Annotated in this window: 22 protein-coding genes and 2 pseudogenes; 15 read left to right on the top strand and 9 right to left on the bottom strand. The window is 70.9% G+C overall.

From position 1 onward, the window contains the following. Positions 1 to 119, bottom strand: a pseudogene (locus ACZ66S_RS40410) (transcriptional regulator); the annotation flags it as partial. Positions 120 to 295: 176 nt separating this feature from the next. Here ACZ66S_RS40410 and ACZ66S_RS40405 point away from each other — a divergent pair. Then, on the top strand, positions 296 to 1,216 hold the full coding sequence (locus tag ACZ66S_RS40405; protein WP_469906583.1) for an alpha/beta hydrolase: 921 nt from the start codon (positions 296 to 298) through the stop codon (positions 1,214 to 1,216). A gap of 80 nt (positions 1,217 to 1,296) precedes the next feature. Here the strand turns inward: ACZ66S_RS40405 and ACZ66S_RS40400 are convergent, their stop codons facing one another. Beyond that, the gene (locus ACZ66S_RS40400; protein ID WP_469906582.1) at positions 1,297 to 1,722 is read right to left on the bottom strand and encodes an SRPBCC family protein; all 426 of its coding nucleotides are present in this window, start codon (positions 1,720 to 1,722) and stop codon (positions 1,297 to 1,299) included. Positions 1,723 to 1,844: 122 nt separating this feature from the next. Between ACZ66S_RS40400 and ACZ66S_RS40395 the strand changes: the two genes are divergently transcribed. From ACZ66S_RS40395 to ACZ66S_RS40385, 3 genes are all read left to right on the top strand, one after another. After that, positions 1,845 to 2,408, top strand: a complete 564-nt coding sequence (locus ACZ66S_RS40395; protein ID WP_469906581.1) for a CGNR zinc finger domain-containing protein — start codon at positions 1,845 to 1,847, stop codon at positions 2,406 to 2,408. Positions 2,409 to 2,564: 156 nt separating this feature from the next. Next, complete coding sequence (locus ACZ66S_RS40390) at positions 2,565 to 3,383, top strand: oxidoreductase (RefSeq protein ID WP_469906580.1); 819 nt, start codon at positions 2,565 to 2,567, stop codon at positions 3,381 to 3,383. Positions 3,384 to 3,487: 104 nt separating this feature from the next. Then, positions 3,488 to 4,180: a TetR/AcrR family transcriptional regulator gene (locus tag ACZ66S_RS40385; RefSeq protein WP_469906579.1), complete on the top strand. Its 693-nt coding sequence runs from the start codon at positions 3,488 to 3,490 to the stop codon at positions 4,178 to 4,180. 87 nt (positions 4,181 to 4,267) lie between these two features. Here the strand turns inward: ACZ66S_RS40385 and ACZ66S_RS40380 are convergent, their stop codons facing one another. After that, a complete protein-coding gene (locus tag ACZ66S_RS40380) occupies positions 4,268 to 5,854 on the bottom strand; it encodes a GMC family oxidoreductase (protein WP_469906578.1) in 1,587 nt (528 codons plus the stop codon). 91 nt (positions 5,855 to 5,945) lie between these two features. Between ACZ66S_RS40380 and ACZ66S_RS40375 the strand changes: the two genes are divergently transcribed. Beyond that, complete coding sequence (locus ACZ66S_RS40375) at positions 5,946 to 6,701, top strand: TetR/AcrR family transcriptional regulator (RefSeq protein ID WP_469906577.1); 756 nt, start codon at positions 5,946 to 5,948, stop codon at positions 6,699 to 6,701. A 104-nt stretch (positions 6,702 to 6,805) separates the two neighbouring features. Here the strand turns inward: ACZ66S_RS40375 and ACZ66S_RS40370 are convergent, their stop codons facing one another. Then, positions 6,806 to 7,834, bottom strand: a complete 1,029-nt coding sequence (locus ACZ66S_RS40370; protein ID WP_469906576.1) for a ricin-type beta-trefoil lectin domain protein — start codon at positions 7,832 to 7,834, stop codon at positions 6,806 to 6,808. Positions 7,835 to 8,248: 414 nt separating this feature from the next. Between ACZ66S_RS40370 and ACZ66S_RS40365 the strand changes: the two genes are divergently transcribed. The 4 genes and pseudogenes from ACZ66S_RS40365 (at position 8,249) to ACZ66S_RS40350 (ending at position 13,900) form a co-directional block, all read left to right on the top strand. Beyond that, the gene (locus tag ACZ66S_RS40365) at positions 8,249 to 9,508 is read left to right on the top strand and encodes a cytochrome P450 family protein (RefSeq protein WP_469906575.1); all 1,260 of its coding nucleotides are present in this window, start codon (positions 8,249 to 8,251) and stop codon (positions 9,506 to 9,508) included. A gap of 368 nt (positions 9,509 to 9,876) precedes the next feature. Beyond that, positions 9,877 to 11,610: a ubiquinone-dependent pyruvate dehydrogenase gene (poxB, locus tag ACZ66S_RS40360; protein WP_469906574.1), complete on the top strand. Its 1,734-nt coding sequence runs from the start codon at positions 9,877 to 9,879 to the stop codon at positions 11,608 to 11,610. 272 nt (positions 11,611 to 11,882) lie between these two features. Further along, positions 11,883 to 13,403: pseudogene (locus ACZ66S_RS40355) on the top strand (MDR family MFS transporter); the annotation flags it as partial. Between the two features lie 131 nt (positions 13,404 to 13,534). After that, positions 13,535 to 13,900: a response regulator gene (locus ACZ66S_RS40350; protein WP_469906573.1), complete on the top strand. Its 366-nt coding sequence runs from the start codon at positions 13,535 to 13,537 to the stop codon at positions 13,898 to 13,900. A gap of 69 nt (positions 13,901 to 13,969) precedes the next feature. Here ACZ66S_RS40350 and ACZ66S_RS40345 read toward each other — a convergent pair whose 3' ends face one another. Continuing rightward, entirely contained in the window at positions 13,970 to 14,629 is a 660-nt protein-coding gene (locus tag ACZ66S_RS40345; RefSeq protein ID WP_469906572.1) for a response regulator transcription factor, read from the bottom strand. Between the two features lie 652 nt (positions 14,630 to 15,281). On the opposite strand from ACZ66S_RS40345, the gene ACZ66S_RS40340 reads away from it, so the two are divergent. From ACZ66S_RS40340 to ACZ66S_RS40330, 3 genes are all read left to right on the top strand, one after another. Beyond that, entirely contained in the window at positions 15,282 to 15,896 is a 615-nt protein-coding gene (locus ACZ66S_RS40340) for a hypothetical protein (protein WP_469906571.1), read from the top strand. 74 nt (positions 15,897 to 15,970) lie between these two features. Beyond that, a complete protein-coding gene (locus ACZ66S_RS40335) occupies positions 15,971 to 16,375 on the top strand; it encodes an SsgA family sporulation/cell division regulator (protein WP_469906570.1) in 405 nt (134 codons plus the stop codon). Positions 16,376 to 16,469: 94 nt separating this feature from the next. Then, positions 16,470 to 16,784 carry a WhiB family transcriptional regulator gene (locus tag ACZ66S_RS40330; protein ID WP_469906569.1) on the top strand — a complete coding sequence of 105 codons (315 nt, stop codon included), beginning with the start codon at positions 16,470 to 16,472 and terminating at the stop codon, positions 16,782 to 16,784. A 4-nt stretch (positions 16,785 to 16,788) separates the two neighbouring features. Here the strand turns inward: ACZ66S_RS40330 and ACZ66S_RS40325 are convergent, their stop codons facing one another. Beyond that, positions 16,789 to 18,186, bottom strand: a complete 1,398-nt coding sequence (locus ACZ66S_RS40325) for a CHASE3 domain-containing protein (protein WP_469906568.1) — start codon at positions 18,184 to 18,186, stop codon at positions 16,789 to 16,791. A 481-nt stretch (positions 18,187 to 18,667) separates the two neighbouring features. On the opposite strand from ACZ66S_RS40325, the gene ACZ66S_RS40320 reads away from it, so the two are divergent. Together ACZ66S_RS40320 and ACZ66S_RS40315 are read left to right on the top strand one after the other, a co-directional pair. Next, positions 18,668 to 19,564 (top strand): aminoglycoside phosphotransferase family protein, encoded by an 897-nt coding sequence (locus ACZ66S_RS40320; protein WP_469906567.1) that lies wholly within the window; start codon positions 18,668 to 18,670, stop codon positions 19,562 to 19,564. Positions 19,565 to 19,695: 131 nt separating this feature from the next. Continuing rightward, a complete protein-coding gene (locus tag ACZ66S_RS40315) occupies positions 19,696 to 20,058 on the top strand; it encodes a response regulator (protein ID WP_469906566.1) in 363 nt (120 codons plus the stop codon). 14 nt (positions 20,059 to 20,072) lie between these two features. Here ACZ66S_RS40315 and ACZ66S_RS40310 read toward each other — a convergent pair whose 3' ends face one another. Genes ACZ66S_RS40310 through ACZ66S_RS40300 form a run of 3 tightly spaced genes read right to left on the bottom strand, consistent with a single transcriptional unit; the run spans position 20,073 to position 22,003 of the window. After that, complete coding sequence (locus ACZ66S_RS40310) at positions 20,073 to 20,633, bottom strand: cysteine hydrolase family protein (protein WP_469906565.1); 561 nt, start codon at positions 20,631 to 20,633, stop codon at positions 20,073 to 20,075. Between the two features lie 58 nt (positions 20,634 to 20,691). Further along, positions 20,692 to 21,018 (bottom strand): MarR family winged helix-turn-helix transcriptional regulator, encoded by a 327-nt coding sequence (locus tag ACZ66S_RS40305; protein WP_469906564.1) that lies wholly within the window; start codon positions 21,016 to 21,018, stop codon positions 20,692 to 20,694. Positions 21,019 to 21,073: 55 nt separating this feature from the next. Next, positions 21,074 to 22,003, bottom strand: coding sequence for an ADP-ribosylglycohydrolase family protein (locus ACZ66S_RS40300; RefSeq protein WP_469906563.1), 930 nt, complete (start codon positions 22,001 to 22,003; stop codon positions 21,074 to 21,076). 238 nt (positions 22,004 to 22,241) lie between these two features. Here ACZ66S_RS40300 and ACZ66S_RS40295 point away from each other — a divergent pair. Continuing rightward, positions 22,242 to 23,249: glycosyltransferase family 2 protein (locus ACZ66S_RS40295; protein ID WP_469906562.1), on the top strand; the 1,008-nt coding region annotated here is incomplete at its 3' end.

The raw sequence follows: 23,249 nt of genomic DNA, 5'->3' as shown, positions 1-23,249 counted from the left end.
CGCAGTCCTGTGACGCGGCGGGTGGAGTCGGTTGCGGGCAGGCCGCATTCCTGGGGGTCCAGTTGTGCCCGCCGAGCCCGCAGAAAGGCACCGAGATGGGCTTCGGGTGTGGGTGTCATGCACTCCAGTGTCGTGCGGCCGGGCCCGGTGCGACACAGGTGTGAGGGGGCAGGATCCTTCCCAGGCAGAAACCTGTCTCTCCCGCGGACGGGACGGACGGCGGATGGTGGATGTGTGCCCGGCGGAGACCGGGCGCTTCCGGACTTCGTCCCTCACGTCTTTCAGGAGTGTTCCCATGTCCTTCACCCGCGTCAGCTTCGACAGCGCCGGCATCGACATCGCCGCCCACCTCTACCTCCCCGACACCACGGCAACCGCCCCCCGTCCCGCACTCGTGGTCGGCCACCCCGGGACCGGGGTGAAGGAGCAGACCTCCGGCACCTACGCGGCGCTGATGGCCGAGCGGGGCTTCGTCACCCTCGCCTTCGACGCCGCCTACCAGGGTGAGTCGGGCGGTCTGCCCCGCGGCCTCGAGGACCCCGCCCAGCGCGTCGAGGACTTCAAGGCCGCCGTCTCCTACCTCACCACCCGCGAGGAGGTGGACCCCGAGCGCATCGGTCTGCTGGGCATCTGCGCCTCCGGCGGCTACTCCCTGGCCGCCACCGGCGGCGACCACCGCGTCAAGGCCGTCGCGGCCGTCTCCACCGCCGAACCCGCCCGCCAGTTCCGCTTCGGCGCCGACGGCTCCCAGGACCCGGCCGTCTTCCAGTCCCTCCTGGACGCCGCCGCGGCCGCCCGTACCCGCAAGGCCCGCGGCGAGGACCCGGGCGTGATGACCATGTTCCCCGACACCGCCGAAGAGGCCGGCGCCCTGGGCGGCGAGCACGGCATCGAGGGCTGGGAGTACTACTGCGGCGCCCGTGGTTACCACGAGCGCTCCGCGAAGTTCCTCACCTGGGACAGCATCGACAAGATGGCCTCCAGTGACGTCTTCCGCTCCGTCCCCCTCATCGGCCCCCGCCCCATCCTGCAGATCATCGGCGAACGCGCCGTGACCGCCTGGATCGCGACCGAGGCCCACCAGGCCGCCACCGGCCCCAAGGAACTCCACCGCATCCCCGGCGCCAGCCACGTCGACCTCTACGACAAGCGCGAGTACATCAACCCCGCCGTCGACAAGCTCAACGACTTCTACACCACCCACCTCACCAAGTAACCCGCCGAGGTCACGGACGGGAGCACATGCGGGAGGGGCCGACAGCACACGCTGTCGGCCCCTCCCGCATGTGCGCAGGCTCACTTCGCCTGGAGCGGCCCCGCGAGGGACTTGCGCAGCGACCCGGAGGCCAGCGGCAGGAGCGAGGCGAGCATCTTGCCCTTGACCGTGCGCGGCTCCCGCGTCAGCTCGACGTCGACCCGGGTGCCGTCGCCCTCGGGGGTCATCCTGAACACCCAGCCGCCGCCGGCGCCGAAGAGCTTGGAGTCCAGCGTGGTGATGGTGACCGTGTCACCGGCGGGCTCCCACTCGTAGCGCGTCCGCTCCCAGGCGGCCGCGGTCCCCTCGGTGACCTCGGCCCAGGTGTCACCGAGGTCGTGGACCTCGAAGTGCTCGGCGTCGATCGTGGGCCAGGCATGGGCACGGGAGGGGCCGAAGTCGGTGAGCACCCCCAGCACGTCCTTGGGGCCGAGCTGGGAGACGAGGTGGAAGCGTACGACTGCCATGAGATGTCCTCACCGAGAAGAAGTAACCGTTCTGAATGGTGACGTGAGATTCCCATGCGGTGACGTCACCTGTCAAGGTGGTTACTCTGGTGGGGTGTGTATTCATCCGGCAGGAGGTTCACGTGAGACATGTGTTTCCGTGCGGGACGCCCGTGCTCGACTTCGTGGGCACCCTGCAGGAGCGGCGGACGCCGGTGCCGATCGAGCGGATCGGTACACCGGGGCTGCTCGACTCGTGGTTCGTCGAGGCCGGACTGCTCGACGAGCGGCCCGGCTCCGACGGGGCGGACCTGAGTGCGGCGCGGGAGCTGCGCGAGGCGATCTACGTACTGGTCAGGGCCCGGCTCACCGCCCGCCCGCTGCCCGTCGCGGCGGTCGCCGCGGTGAACCGGCGGGCCGCCGGCGTGCCGACGGTGCTGCGCCTGAGCCCGTCGGGCAGCAGGCGTTCCGGTGATACCGCCCAGGCCCTCGCCGAACTCGCCCGCGAGGCGGTCGAGATCGTCGCCGGCGCGGAGGCGGATTTGCTGCGCGAGTGCGGTCGTCCCGACTGCACGCACATCTACCTCGACCGCTCCCGCGGCCGTCGACGGGAGTGGTGCGCCATGCGGAGCTGCGGGAACCGCGTCAAGTCGGCGGCCCTGCGCGCCCGCCGCCGCGGGGCGTCCGGAGCTCCCGTCGTGACGTGACCCTCCTCACGGCGAGTCCTCCGGAGTCGACAAGAGGCCAGCGGCCTCTTATTGTCGAGTCATAAAGTTCCAGTGGCCTCTTAAAAGTGGGTGCCCTGGTCGGACCCCGCGTGTGCACATGTGCTCACCACCCCGAAGAGAGACAGAGGCAACCCCATGAGCAAGACCTGGCTGATCACCGGAAGCTCCCGCGGACTGGGCCGCGCCCTCGCCGAGGCCGTCCTGGAGGCCGGAAACAACCTGGTGGCCACCGCCCGGCGCACCGAGGCCCTGCAGGACCTCGCCGCCAAGTACGGCGACCGGGTCCGCCTGGTGACCCTGGACGTCACCGACCCCGCCGCCGCCCGGAACGCCGTACAGGCCGCCGTCGAGGCGTTCGGGCGGCTCGACGTCGTCGTGAACAACGCCGGTTACGCCGACATGGCCGCCATCGAGGACATGTCCGAGCAGGGCTTCCGCGACCAGATCGAGGCCAACCTCTTCGGCGTGGTGAACGTGTCCCGGGCCGCCCTGCCCGTGCTGCGCGAGCAGGGGGCAGGGCACATCATCCAGATCTCCTCGGTCGGCGGCCGGGTCGGCGTCCCGGGCCTCGGCGCCTACCAGGCGGCGAAGTGGGCGGTCGGCGGCTTCTCCGAGGTCCTGGCCAAGGAAGTGGCCCCCCTCGGCATCAAGGTCACCGTCGCCGAGCCGGGCGGCATGCGCACGGACTGGGCCGGCTCCTCCATGGACACCCCGCCGGTCAGCGCGCCGTACGAGCAGGTCGTGGGCGGCGCCATCGCGGCCATCCGTGACGCCGACGGCAAGCAGCCCGGCCACCCGGACCGCATCTCCCGCATCCTGCTGGACGTGGTGGAGGCCGAGGAGCCGCCGCTGCGGCTGCTGCTCGGCAAGGACGCCGTCGCCGTGGCGCAGGACATGGCCGACCGGCTCGCCGCCGAGGATGCCCGGTGGCGCACGGTGAGCGAGGCCGCTTGACACGCGGCCCCGCGGCCCCGGACCCGGCACCCGGGTCCGGGGCTTAGGGTTGCCGCAGGCGGCGCCGGGTGCGGGCCGCGAGAAGGACTTCCGGGGAAGCGACGATGACTGACGAACGGCCCACGCAGTTCCAGCGTGCGCGCAGCGCCGAACAACGCGAGATCCGCAGGCAGGCCATCCTCGACGCGGCGACACAGTTGCTGACCGAGCTCCCGGTCGCCGAGATCAGCCTGCGGGAGCTGAGCCGCCGGGTCGGACTGTCGAAGACCAACGTCGTGCGGTACTTCGAGACCCGGGAAGCGGTCTTCTTCGAACTCCTCAACCGGTCCCTGGCACAGTGGATCGAGGAGCTGCCCGCCGAACTCCCGCCCGCTGGACCGGAGGGCGCCGACCCGCGCGACACGGGGGCCGAGACCGAAGCCGTGACCCTCGCTCTCGCCCGGTCCCTGGCCCGCAGGTCGCTGCTGTGCGACCTGCTGAGCGCGCTGGGAACCGAGCTGGAACGGAACATCTCCGCCGAGTCGGTCCGCGAGTTCAAGCTCGTCAACGTCCGGCTCCTCGCCGAGCTGGCCGAACTGCTGCGCGGCCGCGTCACCGCGCTGACCCCCGCCGCGGCCCGTGAGCTGGTCTCGCTGACCGTCGTGTGCACGGCCGGGCTGTGGCCGTTCGCCCACCCCTCGCCCGCCGTGAGCGAGGCCCAGCGGGACCCCGAACTCGCCGCCACGAAGGTCGACTTCGCCGCCCGGCTCGGACGCATGGTGCACGTCGCCGCGACCGGACTGCTCGCTCTTGGCTGACGCCCGCCCGTTCCTGACGCCCGCCCGTTCCTGACGCCCGCCCTTCGCTGACGCCCGCCCAAGGGTCCTCGTGCTGGGAACGGGGTGTCAGAACGACTCGCGCACCAACTCGGCGGCGCGCTCCGCGAGGGCGTAGACGGTCGCGTTGGTGTTGTTCGACGGGACGGCCGGGATGACGGAGCCGTCGGCCACGCGCAGTCCCTCCAGCCCGCGCACCCGCAGCGAGGAGTCCACCACGGACACCTCGTCCCCGCCCATGGCGCAGGTGCCCACGGGGTGGCAGTACGACTGGAAGGCGGTACGGGCGTACGCGGCGAGCGACTCCGCGTCCGTGACGTCCGGTCCCGGGGCCACCTCCTCGGCTCCCCAGGTGGCCAGCGCCGAGGCGCGGGCGATCTCGCGGGCCGTCCCGATGCCGGACAGGACGGCACGCACGTCGCGTTCGTCGGTGAAGTAGCCCGGGTCGAGCACCGGCGGCGCGTAGGGGTCGGAGGAGGTGATCCGCAGGGTGCCGCGGCTGAAGGGCCGCATGGGGGAGACGCCGATGGTGAAGCCGTTCTCCACCGGGGCGACCGGATTCGGGAACGGGACGTCGACGAAGATGATCTGCAGGTCGGGGCCGTCGAGTCCGGGCGCGCTGCGCAGCAGCCCGATGATCTCGCCGTGGTTGGCGCGGGCCGTGGGCACCCTGCGTGCGGCGCGGTGGACGAGGTTCACCAGCGGGTGGTCGTGCAGGTTGCGGCCCACGCCGGGCAGCGCGTGGAGGACCTCCACCCCGGCCTTGCGCAGCTCCCACGCGGGGCCGACCCCGAAACGCAGCAGGAGCTGCGCGGAACCGATGGTGCCGGCCGTCAGCACGACCTCGCGCGCGGCCCGCAGGGTGGACACCCGGCCGTCGACGCCGTACTCGACCCCGGTGCAGCGGTAGCCGTCGAAGAGCAGCCGGTGGGCCGTCGCCCCGGTGACCACGGTGAGGTTGGGGCGGTCCAGGGCCGGGGTGAGGTAGGCGTCGGCGGCGCTCTGGCGGTGCCCGTCGACGATGTTGAGGTCGACGGGGGCGAAGCCCTCCTCCAGGCCGCCGCTGATGTCGTGGGCCCGGCGCTGTCCGGTCTCGATCGCCGCGTCCAGGCAGGCGAGCAGCACCTCGTTGGGCTCGGCCGCGGGCGCGACGGTCAGCGGGCCCGAGGTACCGCGGCCGGGGGCGCCGGCACGGGCGGTCTCGGTGCGCCGGAAGCAGGGGAGGAGGTCGTCGAAGCTCCAGCCCTTGGCGCCGTGGTCGCCCCAGGCGTCGTACCCGGTGTGGTGGCCGCGGGCGAACACCATGGCGTTGATGGCCGACGAGCCGCCCAGGCCCTTGCCCCGCGGCAGTGCGACGCGGGGACCGGACGCCGTGTCGGTGGACGGGGTGTGCTGGGGGACCGTCGTGTCGCCCCAGTTGGCCGGTGTCTCGCCCAGGGCGGGCCAGGCCGGCGGATGCGAAGTGAACTCCGGCAGCCCGGCCGTGCCGGGGCCGGCCTCCAGGAGCAGGACGTGGAGGTCGGGGTCCTCCGTGAGGCGCGCGGCGAGGACACAGCCCGCCGAACCACCGCCGACGACGATCACGTCGTAGACCTGGCCGTCGGCCGGCTCCGGGGCGGTGGACGACGTGGAACTCGCGTACTGCGGACGGGACATGACGGAGCACTCCTCAGCGGTGAACCAGTGATTCGCTCTGAATGATATCGGTGATCGGATCAATGATTCGTAAGACTGATATCTTCGATTCATGGCCACGGACACACAGACGGAACAGCCGACCCCGACGCTGCGGCGGAGGATCGTCCTGGCCGCCGCGGGACTGCTGGAGGAGAAGGGCCTGGACGCGGTGTCGACCCGTGCCGTAGCCGCTGCCGCCGGGGTGCCCACCCCGTCGATCTTCCGGCTCTTCGGCGACAAGGACGGCCTCCTCGAAGAGGTCGCGGAGTACGGCTTCAAGCGCTACCTGGAGGCCAAGGCCGAGCTGCTCACCGGAGACGACCCGGTCCAGGTGCTGCGCGACGCGTGGGACGCGCACATCCGCTTCGGCCTCGAACACCCCGCGTACTACGGGCTCGTCTACGGCCGGGTCCGCTCCGGCCACATGCCGCAGGCCGGGCTGCGGGCCATCGACGGGCTGCGGCACATGATCACCCAGGTCGCGGCGGCCGGGCGGCTGCGGATGAACATCGAGCGCGCGACCGAGGTCATGCACGCCGCCGGAGCGGGCACGGTCATCACGCTGATGAGCCTGCCGGAGGAGGTCCGGGACCTGCGGACCTCGCACACCGCCCGCGAGATGGTGATCAGCACCCTCACCCTCCCGCCGCAGGAGGAGGACGACACCGACCGCGCCGCTCCCGTCGCCGGCCGTGCCATCGCCCTGCGAGCCGCCCTCGACCGTGGCGACACCGCGGCACTCAGCCCCGGCGAGCGCACCCTGCTCAAGGAGTGGCTCGACCGGCTGGCCGACGCGGAGGACGAGGACGAGAACGGGGACGGCTGACGGCTGACGGCTGACGGTCTCCTTCGGGGACGTGAAGGGGCAGGCCGGGTCACAGCCGGACGGCGTCGAGGCGGCCTGTCACCCGCCCCGACCACCGCCTCCGTTCAGGACGTCGACCACTTCTGGTTGTCCCCGCCGGAGCAGGACCACAGTTGGAGCCGACTGCCGTTCGCCGTCCGGTTGTCGCGTACGTCCGTGCACTTGCCGGTCGGTGTGTGGACCAGGTCGTGGCGGGAGTTGAGCAGGAACCGCTGCGCCGCACCGCCGTCGCAGGCGGCCAGTTCGAGGTCGGCGCCGTCAGCCGTCGAGCCACCCACCAGTTGCACGCACATGCCGAGCGTCCGCATGGCTCCGCCCGTGAACGTCCAGTGCTGCGAGGCGGATCCCGAGCAGTCCCAGATCATCAGCCCCGCGCCCGCCACGGCCTTGCCGCCCACGACGTCGACGCAGCGCTGCGAGGCGTGGCTGAAGACGCCGACGCCGGGCACCGCGGCCGGGGCGGTCTGCCCGGCCCCCGCGCCCCCCTTCGCCGGGGCCGTGGTCCGCCGCCCCGCGGGGGAGTCCCCGGGCGACGCACTGCTCGTGGGCGAGGCGGACGCCGGCCCCGCCGAACCGTCGGGCCGCTTTCCAACTGCCGTACCCGACGCGCTCGCCGAGGGCACCGGCACCCCGCCGAACCCGTCGGCCACGTCGGCGCCGTAGCCACCGGAGTCCACGGTCGCCGTCCTCCCCTCGCGTCCTTCGTCGTGACCGCCGACCAGCCCCAGGGTCACCAGGACGCCGCCCATCGCGAGCAGACCGACGATGCCGACGACGCCGAGCGCGCCCCGGAATCCCTCGGAGCGTGCCGTGCCACCGGTACGTACGACGTCTACAGGTGTGTCCGCGGCGGCGCCGCTCGTCGGTGCGTAGGGACCGCGGCCGGTGTTGCCCCGTGAGCCGAGGGAGGAGATCTGGGCGAGCCGGGGCAGGGCGGCGCCTGCCTCGCCCGCCCCAGACGCACGGCCGGGTTCCTCGGGCGGAGCCTGTTCCGCATCGCCGCCCCGGGCAGTCCCGGAACCGACGGGCCGCGCGCTGCCCGGGACCCGCCTGGGGAGGTCTCCCGGCGAACGGGGCGTGTGTGGAGGCTTCATGGGTTCCTTCCAGCGGAGTCAGAGCCGCGGCAGAGGTGTGGTGGAGGGGTGGCCGGCGACCCGTCGGGCAAGCCCTGAGGGTGTGCCCGTTCGCCGTTCCGGCTGGGCCCGGCAGCCGTCCGTGATCGCGGTCGCGCAGCGGTGGGCACGCCGGTCCGCCGCACGTTGCACTGCCGACCCCGTCCGTGGGATCGCCAGGCCCGAGTACGGAAACATGTGAGAGGAAGATCGGCGGGCACCCTACCACCCGTCAGGTGTGTGGCGGAGCGCACCCTAGGGCACACATGTGTACCCCAGGTGGAGGTCCTGGCCGGAGTCGACGGGCGAATGAACCCGTCCGTGGGCCCGCCTCGTCTGCACGATGACGGCCGTCGGAACGGCGGCACCGTACGGATCGAGAGAACACGGACGCGGATGGACACGTACCAGCAGCCCCAGACGGCCGGCGACACCGATGAACTGATCGTCATGGACGCGGAGTTCAAGGCGGACGCACACCGGCAGTACGCACGCCTGCGCGCCAAGGGCCCGCTGCACCGGGCCCAGTTCTTTCCCGGCATCACGGGCTGGATCGTCGTCGATCACGACCTCGCCCGCGAGGCGCTGACCCACCCGGCACTGCTCAAGGACCCCCGGCCGGCCGCGGGGATGCTGGAGGCGGCGGGCTTTCTGGGGCACAAGCGCGGCACCGGGTTCGGCGGTCAGATGCTGGAGGCGGACCCGCCCGAGCACACCCGGCTGCGGCGGCTGGTCTCCGGCGCCTTCTCCCCGAAGCGGTCCGCCGAACTGGAGCCGCGCATCACCGAGATCGCGGAGGAACTCCTCCAGGCCCTGCCGCCGTCCGGCGAGCTCGACCTGGTGGAGGCCTTCAGCGCACCGCTGCCGGTCAGGGTGATCGCCGAACTGCTCGGCATTCCCGAGGCCCACCACCAGGACTTCCGCCGCTGGACGACCCTCGCCTTCCAGGTGAACCACCCCGAGTACGCCTCGGCCGTGGCCGGCCTGCACGCGTTCCTGCGCGAACTGGTCGAGGAGAAGCGGCGCGCGCCCGGCGACGACCTGATGTCCGCACTCGTCGCCGCCCGGGACGAGGACGACGGCCGCCTCTCCCAGGAGGAACTCGCCGGCACCGCGGCCCTGCTCGTCATCGCCGGCCACGAGACCACCGTCAACCTCCTGGGCAACGCCGTGCTGGCGCTGCTCCGGCACCCCGACCAGCTACGGCTGCTCCGGGCCGACCTGGGGCTCCTGCCCAACGCGATCGAGGAGTTCCTGCGCTACGACACCTCCGTCGAACGCACCACGAACCGGTACGCGGCCGAGGACCTGGAGCTGGGCGGCGTACGGATTCCCCGGGGCGGCATCGTCGCGGTGGCCCTCGCCTCCGCCGGGCGCGACGCCCCGCTACCCCACGGCGGCGACCCGGACACGCTGGACATCACCAGGCCGGCCGTCCGGCACCTCTCCTTCGGCCACGGCATCCACCACTGCCTGGGCGCGCCCCTGGCCCGTCTGGAGGCCCGGGTCGCCCTGCGCACCCTGCTCACCCGCCTCCCGCACCTCGAACTAGCGGTCCCCGCGGACTCCCTCGACTGGTTCCCGTCCGGCATGGTCCGCGGCGTGCTGTCCCTGCCGGTGCGGTACAGCAAGGACGGAGCTGCGTCACCTTCTTGACAGGTGACGAACGAGGGGCGCAAGCTGGCGGGCATGAACACGTATGAGTACCCCTCTTCCCGGGCCGTCCGGGCAAGGAGCAGGAGGCCGTCGAGGAACTGCTGCGCCGAGTGAACTGCAACGACCGGCGGGAACCGGACCGTCAAATGGCGGAGCACACCCGCAGGAGCCGAACCCTGGCGGCCGTCACCTTCCTCAACGCCGTTCTGTGAACGCCGGGTTCGCGGTGGGCGGGTGAGGTCGGGCAGTCGTCCGACCGAGATACCCGTGACGCACCCAGCGCATATGCAGTCATTCGACGGATGTGTGCGCAATGTCGGTACGCGGAGAGTGAGAGGACCCACTCACGACCGACGAAAGGCAACCGCATGCCCACCTTCGCCGAACACGTCATCGCCTCGCTCAAGGCCTCCGGCGTGCGCCGCCTGTACGGTCTGCCCGGCGACTCGCTCAACGGCCTGACCGACGCCATACGCCGCGACGGCGACGTCGACTGGGTGCATGTGCGGCACGAGGAGAGCGCGGCTCTCGCGGCTGCGGCCGAGTCGGGGTTGACCGGCGAACTCAGTGTCTGCGTCGGCAGTTGCGGACCGGGCAACCTGCACCTGATCAACGGGCTCTTCGACGCCCAGCGCAGCCGGGTGCCGGTGCTGGCCATCGCCGCCCAGATCCCCGGCAGCGAGGTCGGCTCCGGATACTTCCAGGAGACCCGCCCGCAGGAGCTGTTCGCCGAGTGCAGCGTCTACGCGGAGGTGGTCACCAGCCCGGAGTCCGGGCCGCGCATCCTGGAGATGGCGATGCGGGCGGCCGTGGAGCGCAGGGGAGTGGCGGTCGTGGTCGTTCCCGGCGAGATCTTCCTCGGCAGGACCGGCCGGGACCTGGCCCCCACCGTCGTACGGCCCACCCGGACCGTCGTCCGCCCCGACGACCTGGCGCTGAGCGAGGCCGCCGACCTGCTGAACGACGCCCAGCGCGTGACCATCCTCGCCGGGGCGGGCGCGGCCGGAGCCCATGACGACCTGGTCCGGCTCGCCGCGACCCTCAAGGCCCCGGTCGTGCACGCCCTGCGCGGCAAGGAGTACGTCGAGCACGACAACCCGTACGACGTCGGCATGACCGGACTGCTCGGGTTCGCCTCCGGCTACAAGGCCATCGAGGAGGCCGACACCCTGCTCATGCTGGGCACCGACTTCCCCTACCGGCAGTTCTATCCGCAGGGCGCGAAGGTGATCCAGCTCGACATCCGCGGAGAGCAGCTCGGCCGTCGTACCCATGTCGACCTGCCCCTGGTCGGCAGCGTCCGCGACACCCTGCCCGCGCTGCTGCCGCTGCTGTCCGTCAAGACCCGCCGCGATCACCTCGACAAGGCTCTGGCCCACTACGCCCGTACCCGGAAGGCACTGGACGCGCAGGCCGTCAACGACCGTGAACGCACTCCGATCCACCCGCAGTTCGTGGCGAGCACGCTCGACCGGCTCGCGGACCAGGACGCGGTCTTCACCGTCGACGTGGGTTCGCCGGTGGTGTGGGCGGCCCGCTACCTGACGTTCAACGGGCGTCGGCGGCTGCTCGGTTCCTTCAACCACGGCACCATGGCCTGCGCCCTGCCGCACGCCGTGGGCGCGCAGGCCGCGTATCCCGGTCGCCAGGTGGTCTCGCTGTCCGGCGACGGCGGGCTCACCATGCTCCTCGGCGAGCTGTTCACCCTCCGGCAGAACCGCCTGCCCGCCAAGATCGTCGTGTTCAACAACGGCTCACTGAATTTCGTCGAGCTGGAGATGAAGGCCGCCGGCATCGTCAACTACGCGACGGAGCTGGACAATCCGCAGCTCGCCGAGGTCGCCGCCGCGATCGGACTGTGGGCCCGCCGCGTCGAACGGCCCGGCGACCTCGAGGACGCGCTGAAGGGTGCCTTCGCCCATGAGGGACCGGCGCTGGTCGAGGTGATGACGGCACGTCAGGAACTGTCCGTGCCGCCCGCGGTGACCGTGGAACAGGCCAAGGGCTTCACCCTCTACGCGATCCGCACGATCCTCTCCGGCCGGGGCGAGGAGCTGCTCGACCTGGTGAACACGAACGTCGCCCGACGCATCCTGCACTGAGCGGCTTCGACTGCCAGTGGGCCGCAACTCGGCGACGCGCGGGTCGACTTCGGCAACTTCTGGGAACTCCCGCCGAACCTCTCAGAGCGCCCGGCCCCCGCAGGCCGACTTCGACCACCCCCGAGCTCCCCCCGAACCCCCAGGGCGCCCGCCCCCTCCGTACACCCCCCATTCATCCCCCGCCACCACCCAAGGAAAGAACCATGACCACCACCCCACAGTCCGGTGCGAGGGCCGACACCTCTCCCGCCCCGGACCTCTCAGCCGTGCCGATGACCCACCCGCAGATCATGCGGGCGCTGTCGGGGCTGCTGCTCGGCCTGTTCGCCGCCATCCTGTCCTCGACCGTCGTCACCAACGCCCTGCCCAGCATCATCGGCGACCTCGGCGGCGGCCAGTCCGCCTACACCTGGGTCGTCACCGCCTCCCTGCTCGCCACCACCGCGTCGACCCCGCTGTGGGGCAAACTCGCCGACCAGTTCAGCAAGAAGGTGCTGGTGCAGTCGGCCCTGGTCGTCTACGCCGTCGGCTGCCTGGTGGCCGGCCTGGCGCTGAACCCCGCGATGCTCATCGGCGCCCGGGTCATCCAGGGCCTGGGCGGCGGGGGACTGTCCGCCCTGGTGCAGGTCGTGCTGGCCGCGATGGTGTCCCCGCGCGAACGCGGCCGCTACTCCGGCTACCTCGGCGCCACCTTCGCCGTCGCCACCGTGGGCGGCCCGCTGCTCGGCGGTGTCATCACCGACACCGACTGGCTCGGCTGGCGCTGGTGCCTCTTCGTCGGCATCCCCTTCGCCCTCGTCGCACTGGTCGTGCTGCAACGGACGCTGAACCTGCCGGTGCTCAGGCGCCAGGTCAAGGTCGACTGGGCCGGCGCCTTCTTCTCCACGGCGGCCGTCTGTCTCCTGCTGATCTGGGTCACCTTCGCCGACGACGAGTACAACTGGCTGTCCTGGCAGACGTACACGCTGCTCAGCGCCTCGCTGGTGCTGACGGCCGTCTTCCTGTACGTCGAGACCAGGGCGAGCGAGCCGATCATCCCGCTGCGCCTGTTCCGCCACCGCACGGTGGCGCTCGCCTCCGTCGCCTCACTGTTCTCCGGTATCGCACTGTTCGCGGGCACGGTGTTCTTCAGCCAGTACTTCCAACTGGCGCGCGGTGACTCACCGACCCGGTCCGGGGTCATGACCATCCCGTTCATCGTCGGCCTGTTCCTCGCCTCCACCGTCTCCGGCCGGATCATCACCCGCACCGGCCGCTGGAAGGGCTGGCTGCTGGCGGGCGGTGTCCTGCTGACGGCGGGCCTCGCCCTGCTGGGCATGCTCCGCTACGACACCTCGTACGCGTTCATCGCGCTGTGCATGCTGCTGATGGGGCTCGGCGTCGGCATGACCCTGCAGAACCTGGTGCTGTGCACGCAGAACCAGGTCTCCCCGGCCGACCTGGGCGCCGCCTCCTCCACGGTGACCTTCTTCCGGTCCCTGGGCGGCGCCATGGGCGTCTCGGTGCTCGGCTCGGTCCTCACCACCCGGATCGGCCACTACGCCCGCGAGACCATCACCCGGCTCGGCCCGCAGGACCGGGCGACCGCCGCGAGGACCTCCGGCAGCGGTGAGATCCCCGACCTCGCCCTGCTGCCCACCCCGGTCCGCACCTGGCTGGAGAGCGCCTACGGACACGGGATCGGCGACATCTTCATGTACGTCGCCCCGCTCGCGTTCGTCGCCTTCCTGGTGACGCTGTTCATCAAGGAGGTCCCGCTGCGTACCGCCAGTGGCCTGGTCCAGGCCGGGCAGACGGGCCGGACGCAGTAGGGGCGCGGACCCCAGGTGGGTCCGGGAGCCGCGGAGTCCTTTGCGTGAGCGATACACAAACCGTAGGGCTCCCCCTATGGTCCGGCCGCGACACGGTTCGGCATGCTGAGAGCATGTGCATCAACATCGTCGTCGTCGACGACGACCCTGGGTTCCGCCGCATCGCCGTGACGCTGCTGACGGCACGGGGCCTGCGTGTCGTGGCGGAGTCCCAGGACGGCGCCTCGGCCCTGGCCGCGGTGCGGGCCCACCGTCCGGACGGGCTGCTGCTCGATCTGCACCTGCCCGATCTGGACGGGCTGACCCTGGCGCGCCGGTTGACCGAGGAGGAGGGCGCGCCGCGGATCGTGCTGACCTCCACCGACAAGTCGTTCTGGTCTCAGGAGGAGCTGGACAGGGCCGGGATCAGATCCTTCGTCGCCAAGGACAAGCTGTTCGACGCCGATTTGCGGGGCCTGTTCACACCTGCCGCGCCCTGACGGGGTCCCGGAGAGTACTGCGCGTGGGCTCGACTCCGGGGCGGCGACTCGCGGGCCGCCGCCAGCGCGCTACTGCCCGAGGTACCGCAGCACCGCCAGGACCCGGCGGTGCTGACCGGTGGCCGTCTGGCTGAGCCCCAGCTTCATGAAGATGCCGGTCACATGCCGCTCGACGGCGGCGACGCTCACGAAGAGCTGCTGGGAGATCCCGGTGTTGGAGTGGCCCTCCGCCATCAGCGCCAGCACCTCCCGCTCCTTCGGCGTCAGCGCGGCCAGCGGGTCCTCCGGACGCTTGCGGCCCAGCAGCGCGGCGATCACATCGGGGTCGAGGGCCGAGTCGCGGGCCAGGACCCGTTCGACGGCGTCGATGAGGACCTGCGGGCTGGCCACCTTCTCCTTGAGGAGGTAGCCCACTCCGCTCGGATCGTCCCCGACCAGGTCCAGCGCGTAGGACGCGTCCAGGAACTGGGAGAGGACGATGACAGCGGTCTCCGGCCGGGCCGCGCGTATCTTCTGGGCGGCACGCAGGCCGTCCGCCTCCAGGTCGGGCGGCATCCGGATGTCGGTGATCACCACGTCAGGGCGGTGCTCCTCGGCGGCCCGGACGAGATCCACCGCGTTGTCGACGGCCTCGACCACGTCGATGCCGGCCTTGCGCAGAATGATCGCGATGCCCTCGCGCATGAACGGCTGGTCTTCTCCGAGCACCGCCCGCAGTGGTTGGCTCATGGCGGCATCCTAGCCTGAGGTGTGTCACGCACATATGGCACATGCCTATCCGGAACCGAGCCTCCCACAGGGGGCCGGTCCGTACCCCTGACCTCGGAAGCAGGGCGTGCGGTGGCGCCTCCAACGGGCCGACCGGTCGGTCGTGTTCGCCCCCGCGCATGTCTCCGCGCAGGCGAAGTGTGCGGGGCCCTCCGCAAGCCGTACCTCGTACCTGATCCAGGTTCCGGCCACCGAGCGCCGACGGCTGTCAGGGGCCCCTGCACGCCGCAAGGGGCGGGCCTGACGGTCACTGTGGGGAAAACCCCAGGTCTGCGGGCGCACCCAGCCGGACACCCGGCGTCAGGGCCCTGCGGCGCGCGCGCATCGCCGCAGGTCACCCCGCCTGGGCCGCGGCGGGGTGGGGTGGACCCTACAGAGCCCTGGGGGCACCCCGAGCAAGGGCGAGGGAGCGCACGACAGACCGGACCGCGGCCCGCTCCGAGACTAGGCGCTTGTATCGGGGGTTTCCGCCGCACGAGACGTCAGGTGCCGGACCGCGGCACCACAGACACCTGGTGGGCCCAACACCCGTACACAGCACCCAACTTCACCGACATGACGAGAACGCGCCGCGGCACCTGAAACACCCGCGGCTCACGAACGGGGAACGGACATGGTTCAGCTCGAAACACCTTGGGACGAGGCCCGTCTCACCGTGCGCCGCCCCGGCGTACGGGTGGCCCACGGCCCGGGTGGCGTCCTCACCAGGGCGACGATGCTTGCCGGTTCGCTGGTCTCGGCCGGGGTGGGCGCGCTGCTGATCGTCGTGCCGGTGCGCACGCCGGCCACGGCAGGTGTGCTGTTCGGGGTGCACATCGCGGTCCAGGGCGTGCTGCAACTGCTGGCCGTGTACCACTCCCGCGCGTCGACGGCGGTCCGGTGGCTGCTGGCCGCCGGTGGGTTCGCCGCCCTGCCGTTGGGCGCGGCCCTCGTCCACGGCCGGGCCGACACGGTCTTCCTGCTCGCACTGTGGACCGGCTGCGGCTGGCTGCTGCAGGGACTGACCATGGCCATATCCGTCACCTCGCCCTCGGTGAGCCATGTCTTCGTCTACGACGACGTCCTGAACGCGGTGATCGTGTCGGCCGGTCTGTTCATGACGGCCTTCCCCTTCGAGTCGCTGGGGCGATTGGCCGGCATCGGCGGCTTCGTCCTCATGACGACCGCGGTGTTCGAAGCGCTCGCCGCCGCCCGGCGACACCCCCGGACCCTTCGCGCCGTCGACTGAGCCGGATCCGCCGCACCAGCACGACAACCCATGTTTCCCGGCCGGTACACCGGCCAGGCCCCCAGGAGGCGACCATGAAGAAGAGCCGACTCGCGCTGCAGATCACGCACTGGGTGATGTTCGAGTTCGACGTAGCGCTGGACTGCGAGTTCTCGTACGACCACCAGGACCCGCTGGCCGTCACGCTGCTGCTGGCCCAGCGCGGTGAGCCGCCGGTGCGCTGGGTGCTGTCCCGGGACCTGCTGGCCGAGGGCATGGCCGTCCAGGCGGGCGAGGGCGATGTCGTGCTCTGGCCGGTGCTCGACGAGGAGGGCGAGCCGTCCTCCTTCTGCGTCCAGGTCGGCAGCACCCACGCGGCGCTGTTCGAGATCCCCACCGAGCCCGTCGCGCACTGGCTGGCCGACACCTACGACATGGTCCCGCGAGGTTCCGAGCTCGACGGCGTGGACTGGGACGAACTGGTCCAACTGGCGGAGTGACGACCGCGGATCCACCCGCCGCCCCCCGACAGGGACCCAGACACAGACACGGCCCACAGCGGTCAGGTACACCGTGGGCAGGGAAAGGAACACCATGCGAAACACCCTTCGCCCCCTCCTGAGCGACTGGCAGTGGCAGCAGCGCGCCGCCTGCGTCGGCATGAGCGACTCGACCTTCTTCTCGCCGCCGGGGGAGCGGGGGCCGGCCCGCCGCGCCCGCGAGGAGCGGGCACGCTCCATCTGCGGCCGGTGCGAGGTCGCCGACATCTGCGCGGCCACGGCCCTGAAGCACGGCGAGCCCTACGGCGTGTGGGGAGGGCTCTCCGACGACGAACGCCGACGGCTCGGCACGAAGAGCGCGGGCCGAGCCGGGGGACCGGAGCGAGCGGCGACGCATGACGCCGCCTAGCGGTTCAGTCCCGTATCGGGATCCGGATCCGGATGGTGGTGCCTCCGCCGGGCGGGGAGTCGATGGCCAGTCTGCCGTCGAACGCCGCCACCCGGTCGCTCAACCCCGTCATCCCGCTGCCGGCGGTGGCCTTGCCCACGCCCCCGATGCCGTCGTCGGCGACCGTGATCCGCAGGGCGTCACCGAACTCGACGGAGACGTCGATCCGCGACGCCTGGGCGTGCTTGACGGCGTTCGTGACGGCCTCGGCCACGACGAAGTACGCGTTCGACTCGATGGTGGAGGAGATCCGCCGCTCGTCCGTGCTCTCGACGACGATGGGCACCGGGCACCGAACCGCCAGATCCCGGACCGCCGCGACCAGCCCCTTCACCGTCAGCACGAGCGGATAGATGCCCGACGCCAGTTCCCGCAGCTCATTGATCGCCGTCTGCGCGTTGTCGATCGACTGATCCAGCAGATCGGCCGCGGCGGCTTCCGTCTCGGGAAGCATCTCCCGCGCCAGCCGCAGCCCGATCATCAAACTCACCAGACGCTGCTGTGCACCGTCGTGCAGATCCCGGGCGGTGCGTCGGTGAACGGCCTCCGTGTTCTCCATGATCCGGCGGCGGCTGTCCTGGAGCGAGGTCGCCATGCTGTTGAAGGAGCTGCCCAGCGCCCCGATCTCCGCCACCCTGCTGGGCGGGATCCGCATGCTCAGATTGCCGCCGGCCAGCTCCTCGGCGGCGGCCGCCGCCCCGCGCACGGGTCGTACCACCGCGCGATGCTGCAACACCGTGAAGACGGCCACGAGCGCGGTCGACGCAGCGAGCCCCACGGCCGCCGCCAGGACGGCCTGGTGGCTGTTGGTCCCGGCGGCGTCGGTCCGCTCGGCGAGCTGCTTGCGTTCGTCTGCCGTGTACCGGCCGATCCGGGCCCGCAGGGCGTCCACCCGCTGTTTGCCGAGGGTCGCCTCCGCCAGACTGGAGGCGGCGGGGTCGTCGCGGCGGACCATCTCGACCAGGGGGATCGAGTAGTCGTTCAGGAAGGACTCGACGCCCCGCGTGATCTGTTCCGCGGTGCGCCGCTGTTCCTGTGACGTGGCGCTCTCGGTGAACCGTCGCGAAGCCGCCGGGAGATCGGTGCGGGCCTGCTGCCAGGGCAGGAGGAACGTTTCGTGCTTGGTGATCACGAAGCCGCGCTGCCCGGTCTCCAGATCGAGGAGCAGCCGTTCCATGGTCCCGGCCTCGACGAGGGCCGTACGGGAGGCCCGCCTGGCCGCGGTGGAACTGTTGGCGTCGGAGATCGCCCACAACAGGACGGCGAACGCGACGCCGATCAGCAGCGCGAGCAGACCGCTTGCCGCGACCGTGAGACTCGTCAGCCCCAGTCTCCGGCCTCTGTAATCCTGCTGCGCGCTCATGCTCCCCCGATGAAAAGTGCGGACACCCTGGAGTGCGCAATGTATCTCCAGTCGGGGGACACGTGTCTACTGAGCGCACACATGAGACAGGAATCTCCACCGGGTCGACGCTCGCCGTCGTCAGCCTGCGGGGCTCGGCGCGTGCCACTGGTGGCGTCCGGCAGCCGAGTCGGGGGCGCATCGGCTGCCGGACGCGTTCGCGCCGCGGACGCGATACGTACAGCATCCCGCGCACCCCGGCCCGAGGCGATGGGGCAGACCCCACAGACGCACACCGCCGAGCGCTGGGGACAACCCCACAGCCGGGGGAGGAAACCCTCGCCCCCCAACCTGCGGAGCGGACAAGGGCTTTGCGCTGCGGCACCCCGGGTGACCGTTAATCTCGGTTGATCCGTTCCTGGGCGCATGAATACTTGCTGTCGTCACAGTTGATCTGGTCCGCTTCCGGCGCTTCGCACGGACCAGGGTGAGGGCGGCGGGAATGACCATGCACGATGACCAGGTGGACGTGACCACCGAAATCGTCGCGGCCCTGATCCGAGAACAGTTCCCGCAGTGGAGCGACAAGGCGATCCGCCCCCAGTCGGCGACCGGGACGGTCAACGCCGTCTTCCGCATCGGGGACGACCTCTCGGCGCGCTTCCCCCTTCGTCTGGCCGATCCGGCCGAGACCCTGGCCGTCCTGGAACAGGAAGCCCGGGCGAGCGCGGAGCTGGTCCAGGTGTCTCCGTTCCCCGTCCCGGAACCCGTCGCCTTGGGAAAGCCCGGAGCGGACCACCCCATGCCGTGGTCGGTGCAGACATGGCTGCCGGGAACGGTCGCCTCGGACGCCGACCCGAGTGGGTCGGACGCCTTCGCCGAGGACCTCGCGGCCTTCATCGCAGCCCTGCGCGACGCCGACACACGGGGGCGGCTGTTCAACGGTGACAATCGTGGCGGCGTTCTCACCGACCACGACGACTGGATGGCGAGGTGTTTCGAGGAGAGCAAGGCGCTGCTCGACGTGCCCCGGCTGCGCCAGGTGTGGGGTCATCTCAGGGAGCTGCCCCGCAGGGATGCCGATGTGATGAGCCATGGTGACCTGATCCCCGGCAACGTACTGGTCGCCGGCGACCGGCTCAGCGGCGTGCTCGACACCGGCGGCTTCGGCCCCGCCGACCCCGCACTGGACCTGGTCAGCGCCTGGCACCTGCTGGAGACAGGCCCACGGCAGGTGCTCCGCCAGGCACTGGGCTGTGACGACCTGGAGTGGGAGCGCGGCAAGGCCTGGGCGTTCGAACAGGCGACGGGCCTCGTCTGGTACTACGTCGAGAGCAATCCGACGATGAGCGCAATGGGACGCCGCACACTCGACCGCATTCTGGAGTCGGTGGAGTGACGACACCCCGGACGCAACGGGGACGCCCCCGTAGCGTACTGCCGGCGTGGTGCGGTGCGGTGTCGGCGCGGGCGAGAGCCTAGGGCTGCCCCTATGGCTCACCTGAATCCGCCCCCGGCATGCTGGTCACCATGCCCGTCACCATTGTCGTCGTCGACGACGATCCAGGATTCCGCCGCATTGCCAGGACGCTGCTGACGACACGTGGCCTGCACGTCGTCGCGGAGTCGCAGGACGCGGCCTCGGCCCTGGACGCGGTGCGCGCACACCGGCCGGACGGCCTGCTGCTCGATCTGCACCTCCCCGATCACGACGGGCTGAGCCTCGCGCGCATGCTGCGCGAGGAGCAACCCCGCCCACGCGTCCTGCTGACGTCGACCGAGCAGTCGATGTGGTCGGCCGACGAACTGCGACAGGCGGGCATCGAGTCGTTCGTCCCCAAGGACGCGTTGTACGACGCCGATCTGCGGGAGATCTTCGGTACGACCCCGTGAGGGCCGACGGGGTGTCAGTCGTTGTCGGCGAGGGCGGTCAGGACGTCCTTGGTGGTGCCGGTCTCGGCGATCCGGGGGTAGATCTTGGCGATGCTGTGGTCGTGGGCGGTGCCGTCGGTGTCGGTCACGGCATCGGTGGGCACGGTGACGTGATAGCCCAGCTCGTGGGCGTCGCGTGCGGTGGACTCCACGCCGCTGCTGGTGGCGATGCCGGTGACGACGACCTGGCGCACGTCCCGCTCACGCAGCCAGTCGTCCAGACCGGTCCTGGTGAAGGCACTGCGTGAGTGCTTCGTGACGTAGTGGTCGCCGTCGGTGGCACCCAGTTCCGGGACCAGCTCGGTCCATTCCGCGGTGGGGGAGGGGAAGCTCGCGCCGAGGTCGTTGCGTCCGACGGGTCCGCCCGCGACGTTGACGAGTACGACGGGCAGACCGCGTCGGCGGAACTCCGCGAGCAGTTCGCCGTTCCGGGCGAGCACGTCGGCGGCAGGGTGCGCGAGGGGCAGCCCCACGATCCCCTTCTGGAGGTCGACGACGATGAGGGCGGTCTTCGGGTCCATGGCGGTGATGGGCATGATTCTCCTTGATGCGGGGGGCCGCAGGTGCCGCAGAAAGGCAGCAGGACGCGGACCCCTAGGGATAGTTCGCGAGGCGGCGCAGTGCCGGGATGCTCGCGGTGAGCAGGGCGATGTCCTCGTGGGTGAGCTCGTCCTGGATCGCCTGTGTCAGCCAGTCGTCCTTGGCGAGCCGACCGGTGCGGAAGTGCCCCTGGGCGGTGTCGGTGAGGGACAGCAGGGTCCGGCGGCCGTCCGCCGGGTCTGCCGACCCGCTCACCAGCCCCGCTCCCTCCAGTGCCTGCACGATCTTCGCCATCGACTGGGGACGCATTCCCTCGGCCCTGGCCAGCTCGGTCGCTGTGGACGAAAAGTCCCGCTCCAGCCGGAGCAGCGAGACTAACACGTATCAATATAACTGTTCAGTTAGCTGCATACGTGTGACAAGTGTGTGGTCCGCTTCACTCTCCGAGGCGGCGTGCAAGGTGGATCAGATCAGCCAGGTACAGCACCCGTCCGTCGAAGCCCGGGAGGGGGACATGGAGACGCTCGGTCCAGCGGGCGGGGATCGCGTTCAGCCCGTAGTACGCCCCCGCGAGTCCTCCGGTCACCGCGGCGACCGTGTCCGTGTCGCCGCCGAGGTCGATCGCCGCGCGGATCGCGTCCTCGAAACCGGTGGTGGTGCGCAGGGCCCAGACGGCGGAACCCAGGCAGGGCCAGACGGCACCGTTGAACTCGGTCGCTCGGTCGGGATGCCAGTCGGGCGCGAGGACGGTGGCGTAACGGCCGCGGTGGTCAGGGTGGACGTGCGCCAGGATGCCCGGGAGCGCCACGAGGGGGTCGGACCCCTCGAACGTGACGCGGATGAGTTCGTGGAAGATCGCCGTGCCTTCCCAGGCCGCGCGGTCACCGTGGGTCAGGGCGGCGATCCGGCGGGCCGCGTCCATGGTGGCCTCCTGGCCTGCGGCGGCGAAGTGCACCGCGGAGGTCGACGCCCGCATCAAGGAGCCGTTTCCGGCTGCGCGTTGATTGACCTGGAAATGGATCGCGGCGGCGAGGTCCCAGGGCATCCCGTTGGTCAGGACGTCCTCGGTCTGCAGGCCGATGTCCTTGGGTTCCGCCGCCGCCCATCGCTGGAAGCGGGCGAAGATGTCCGGCAGGTCCAGTCCGCCCCGCTCCAGCAGCGACTCCGCGACCACTACGGCCATCTGCGTGTCGTCGGTCGCCTCGCCGGGGTCCCAGCCACCGCCTCCGCACATCTCGTCACCGGCACCCGGCGTGGGAAACCGCGCGGTGAACGCCCCCTGAGGACCGAACTCGAAGGGACCACCCAAGGCGTCCCCCACCGCTGAGCCGACGATCACACCGGCCACCCGCTGAAAGCGCTCCATCGGCGCAGGTTATCCGGCAGCGCATACGGCCGCCGCTCGCATCGTCGCCCGGCCCCTGGGCAACCGGCCAAGCCATCGCCCGAGCACGGGTTCGGCGTTCACCGCCGACCCAGGTTGGCGGCTGCGTCCCCAAAGCCGACCTCGATGAGCGATTGCTTCGGATTGGACAACCTTTGCCGGAGTCTGAACGTCCAAAGAACAACAGGAGACACCTTGTCTCCGTTGAGGGGGAGCGTTCATGCTCAAGGTGAGCATCGTGGTGCCCGTGTACAACGCGGGTCGCTACATCGACATCTGTGCGCCGTCACTCTTACGCCAGACCTTGGGGGAGGACGCGTACGAGGTCATCTACGTCGACGACGGCTCGACCGACGACTCCGCACAGCGGCTCGACGAGTTGGCCGACAAGCACGCACACGTGCGGGTGATCCACCAGGAGAACTCCGGCTGGCCCGGCAAACCCCGCAACGTCGGCGTCCGGGAGGCCCGCGGCGAGTACGTCCAATTCGTCGACCAGGACGACGAGTTGACCCCCGAGGCCCTGGAACTCCTCCACCGCATGGCCGGCCGGAACCACTCCGACATCGTCCTCGGCAAGGTCATCGGCACCATGGCGGGCCCCAGCAACGTCTTCAAGCGCACCGTGGAACGCTGCACGGTCGAGGACGCACCGCTCATGGAGAGCCTGACCCCGCACAAGATGTTCCGCCGTGACTTCCTGCTCGACCACGACCTCAGGTTTCCCGAGGGGCCGGTGCGGCTGGAGGACCAACTGTTCATGGCCCAGGCCTACTTGCGCGCCAAGACGGTCTCGATTCTCGCCGATCACCCCTGCTACATATGGAACCGCCGCGACGACGGCGGCAACACCAGCAGCCGCAGCAGCACCCCGGAGGACTACTACGGCCACCTGCGCACGGTCGTGGAAGCCATCAAGGGGGATACCCAGCCCGGCCCGCTCCAGGACCACCTTCTCCGCCGGTCCTACCGCGTCGAACTCCTGCGCCCGGTGGGCGAGCCCCGCGCCCTCCAGCGCACCGGCAAAGCCCTCGAACGCTACTTCGACGTCGTACGCCGTATGGCGCTCGAGGCGTATCCGCCCGGGGTCCGCAACGGCCTGCCCGCGCTCACCCGGCTCCGGGCGCACCTGTTGGAGGAGGGACACCTGGACTCCCTCGTCGAACTCGCCCGCCGCACCCGGCGCATCAGGCCCGAGCTCACCGTCGACGACATCCGCTGGCGTGAC

Source organism: Streptomyces sp. NPDC107471, assembly GCF_055582845.1.
Note: the sequence above shows the minus strand (reverse complement) of the source record. Positions and strands in the feature narration are given on the sequence as shown.

Coding starts and splice junctions, on each gene's coding strand:
- ACZ66S_RS40405 (WP_469906583.1), top strand. CDS start 296: ATGTCCTTCACCCGCGTCAGCTTCGACAGCGCCGGCATCGACATCGCC.
- ACZ66S_RS40400 (WP_469906582.1), bottom strand. CDS start 1,722: ATGGCAGTCGTACGCTTCCACCTCGTCTCCCAGCTCGGCCCCAAGGAC.
- ACZ66S_RS40390 (WP_469906580.1), top strand. CDS start 2,565: ATGAGCAAGACCTGGCTGATCACCGGAAGCTCCCGCGGACTGGGCCGC.
- ACZ66S_RS40385 (WP_469906579.1), top strand. CDS start 3,488: ATGACTGACGAACGGCCCACGCAGTTCCAGCGTGCGCGCAGCGCCGAA.
- ACZ66S_RS40380 (WP_469906578.1), bottom strand. CDS start 5,854: ATGTCCCGTCCGCAGTACGCGAGTTCCACGTCGTCCACCGCCCCGGAG.
- ACZ66S_RS40375 (WP_469906577.1), top strand. CDS start 5,946: ATGGCCACGGACACACAGACGGAACAGCCGACCCCGACGCTGCGGCGG.
- ACZ66S_RS40370 (WP_469906576.1), bottom strand. CDS start 7,834: ATGAAGCCTCCACACACGCCCCGTTCGCCGGGAGACCTCCCCAGGCGG.
- ACZ66S_RS40365 (WP_469906575.1), top strand. CDS start 8,249: ATGGACACGTACCAGCAGCCCCAGACGGCCGGCGACACCGATGAACTG.
- poxB (WP_469906574.1), top strand. CDS start 9,877: ATGCCCACCTTCGCCGAACACGTCATCGCCTCGCTCAAGGCCTCCGGC.
- ACZ66S_RS40350 (WP_469906573.1), top strand. CDS start 13,535: ATGTGCATCAACATCGTCGTCGTCGACGACGACCCTGGGTTCCGCCGC.
- ACZ66S_RS40345 (WP_469906572.1), bottom strand. CDS start 14,629: ATGAGCCAACCACTGCGGGCGGTGCTCGGAGAAGACCAGCCGTTCATG.
- ACZ66S_RS40340 (WP_469906571.1), top strand. CDS start 15,282: ATGGTTCAGCTCGAAACACCTTGGGACGAGGCCCGTCTCACCGTGCGC.
- ACZ66S_RS40335 (WP_469906570.1), top strand. CDS start 15,971: ATGAAGAAGAGCCGACTCGCGCTGCAGATCACGCACTGGGTGATGTTC.
- ACZ66S_RS40330 (WP_469906569.1), top strand. CDS start 16,470: ATGCGAAACACCCTTCGCCCCCTCCTGAGCGACTGGCAGTGGCAGCAG.
- ACZ66S_RS40325 (WP_469906568.1), bottom strand. CDS start 18,186: ATGAGCGCGCAGCAGGATTACAGAGGCCGGAGACTGGGGCTGACGAGT.
- ACZ66S_RS40320 (WP_469906567.1), top strand. CDS start 18,668: ATGACCATGCACGATGACCAGGTGGACGTGACCACCGAAATCGTCGCG.
- ACZ66S_RS40315 (WP_469906566.1), top strand. CDS start 19,696: ATGCCCGTCACCATTGTCGTCGTCGACGACGATCCAGGATTCCGCCGC.
- ACZ66S_RS40310 (WP_469906565.1), bottom strand. CDS start 20,633: ATGCCCATCACCGCCATGGACCCGAAGACCGCCCTCATCGTCGTCGAC.
- ACZ66S_RS40300 (WP_469906563.1), bottom strand. CDS start 22,003: ATGGAGCGCTTTCAGCGGGTGGCCGGTGTGATCGTCGGCTCAGCGGTG.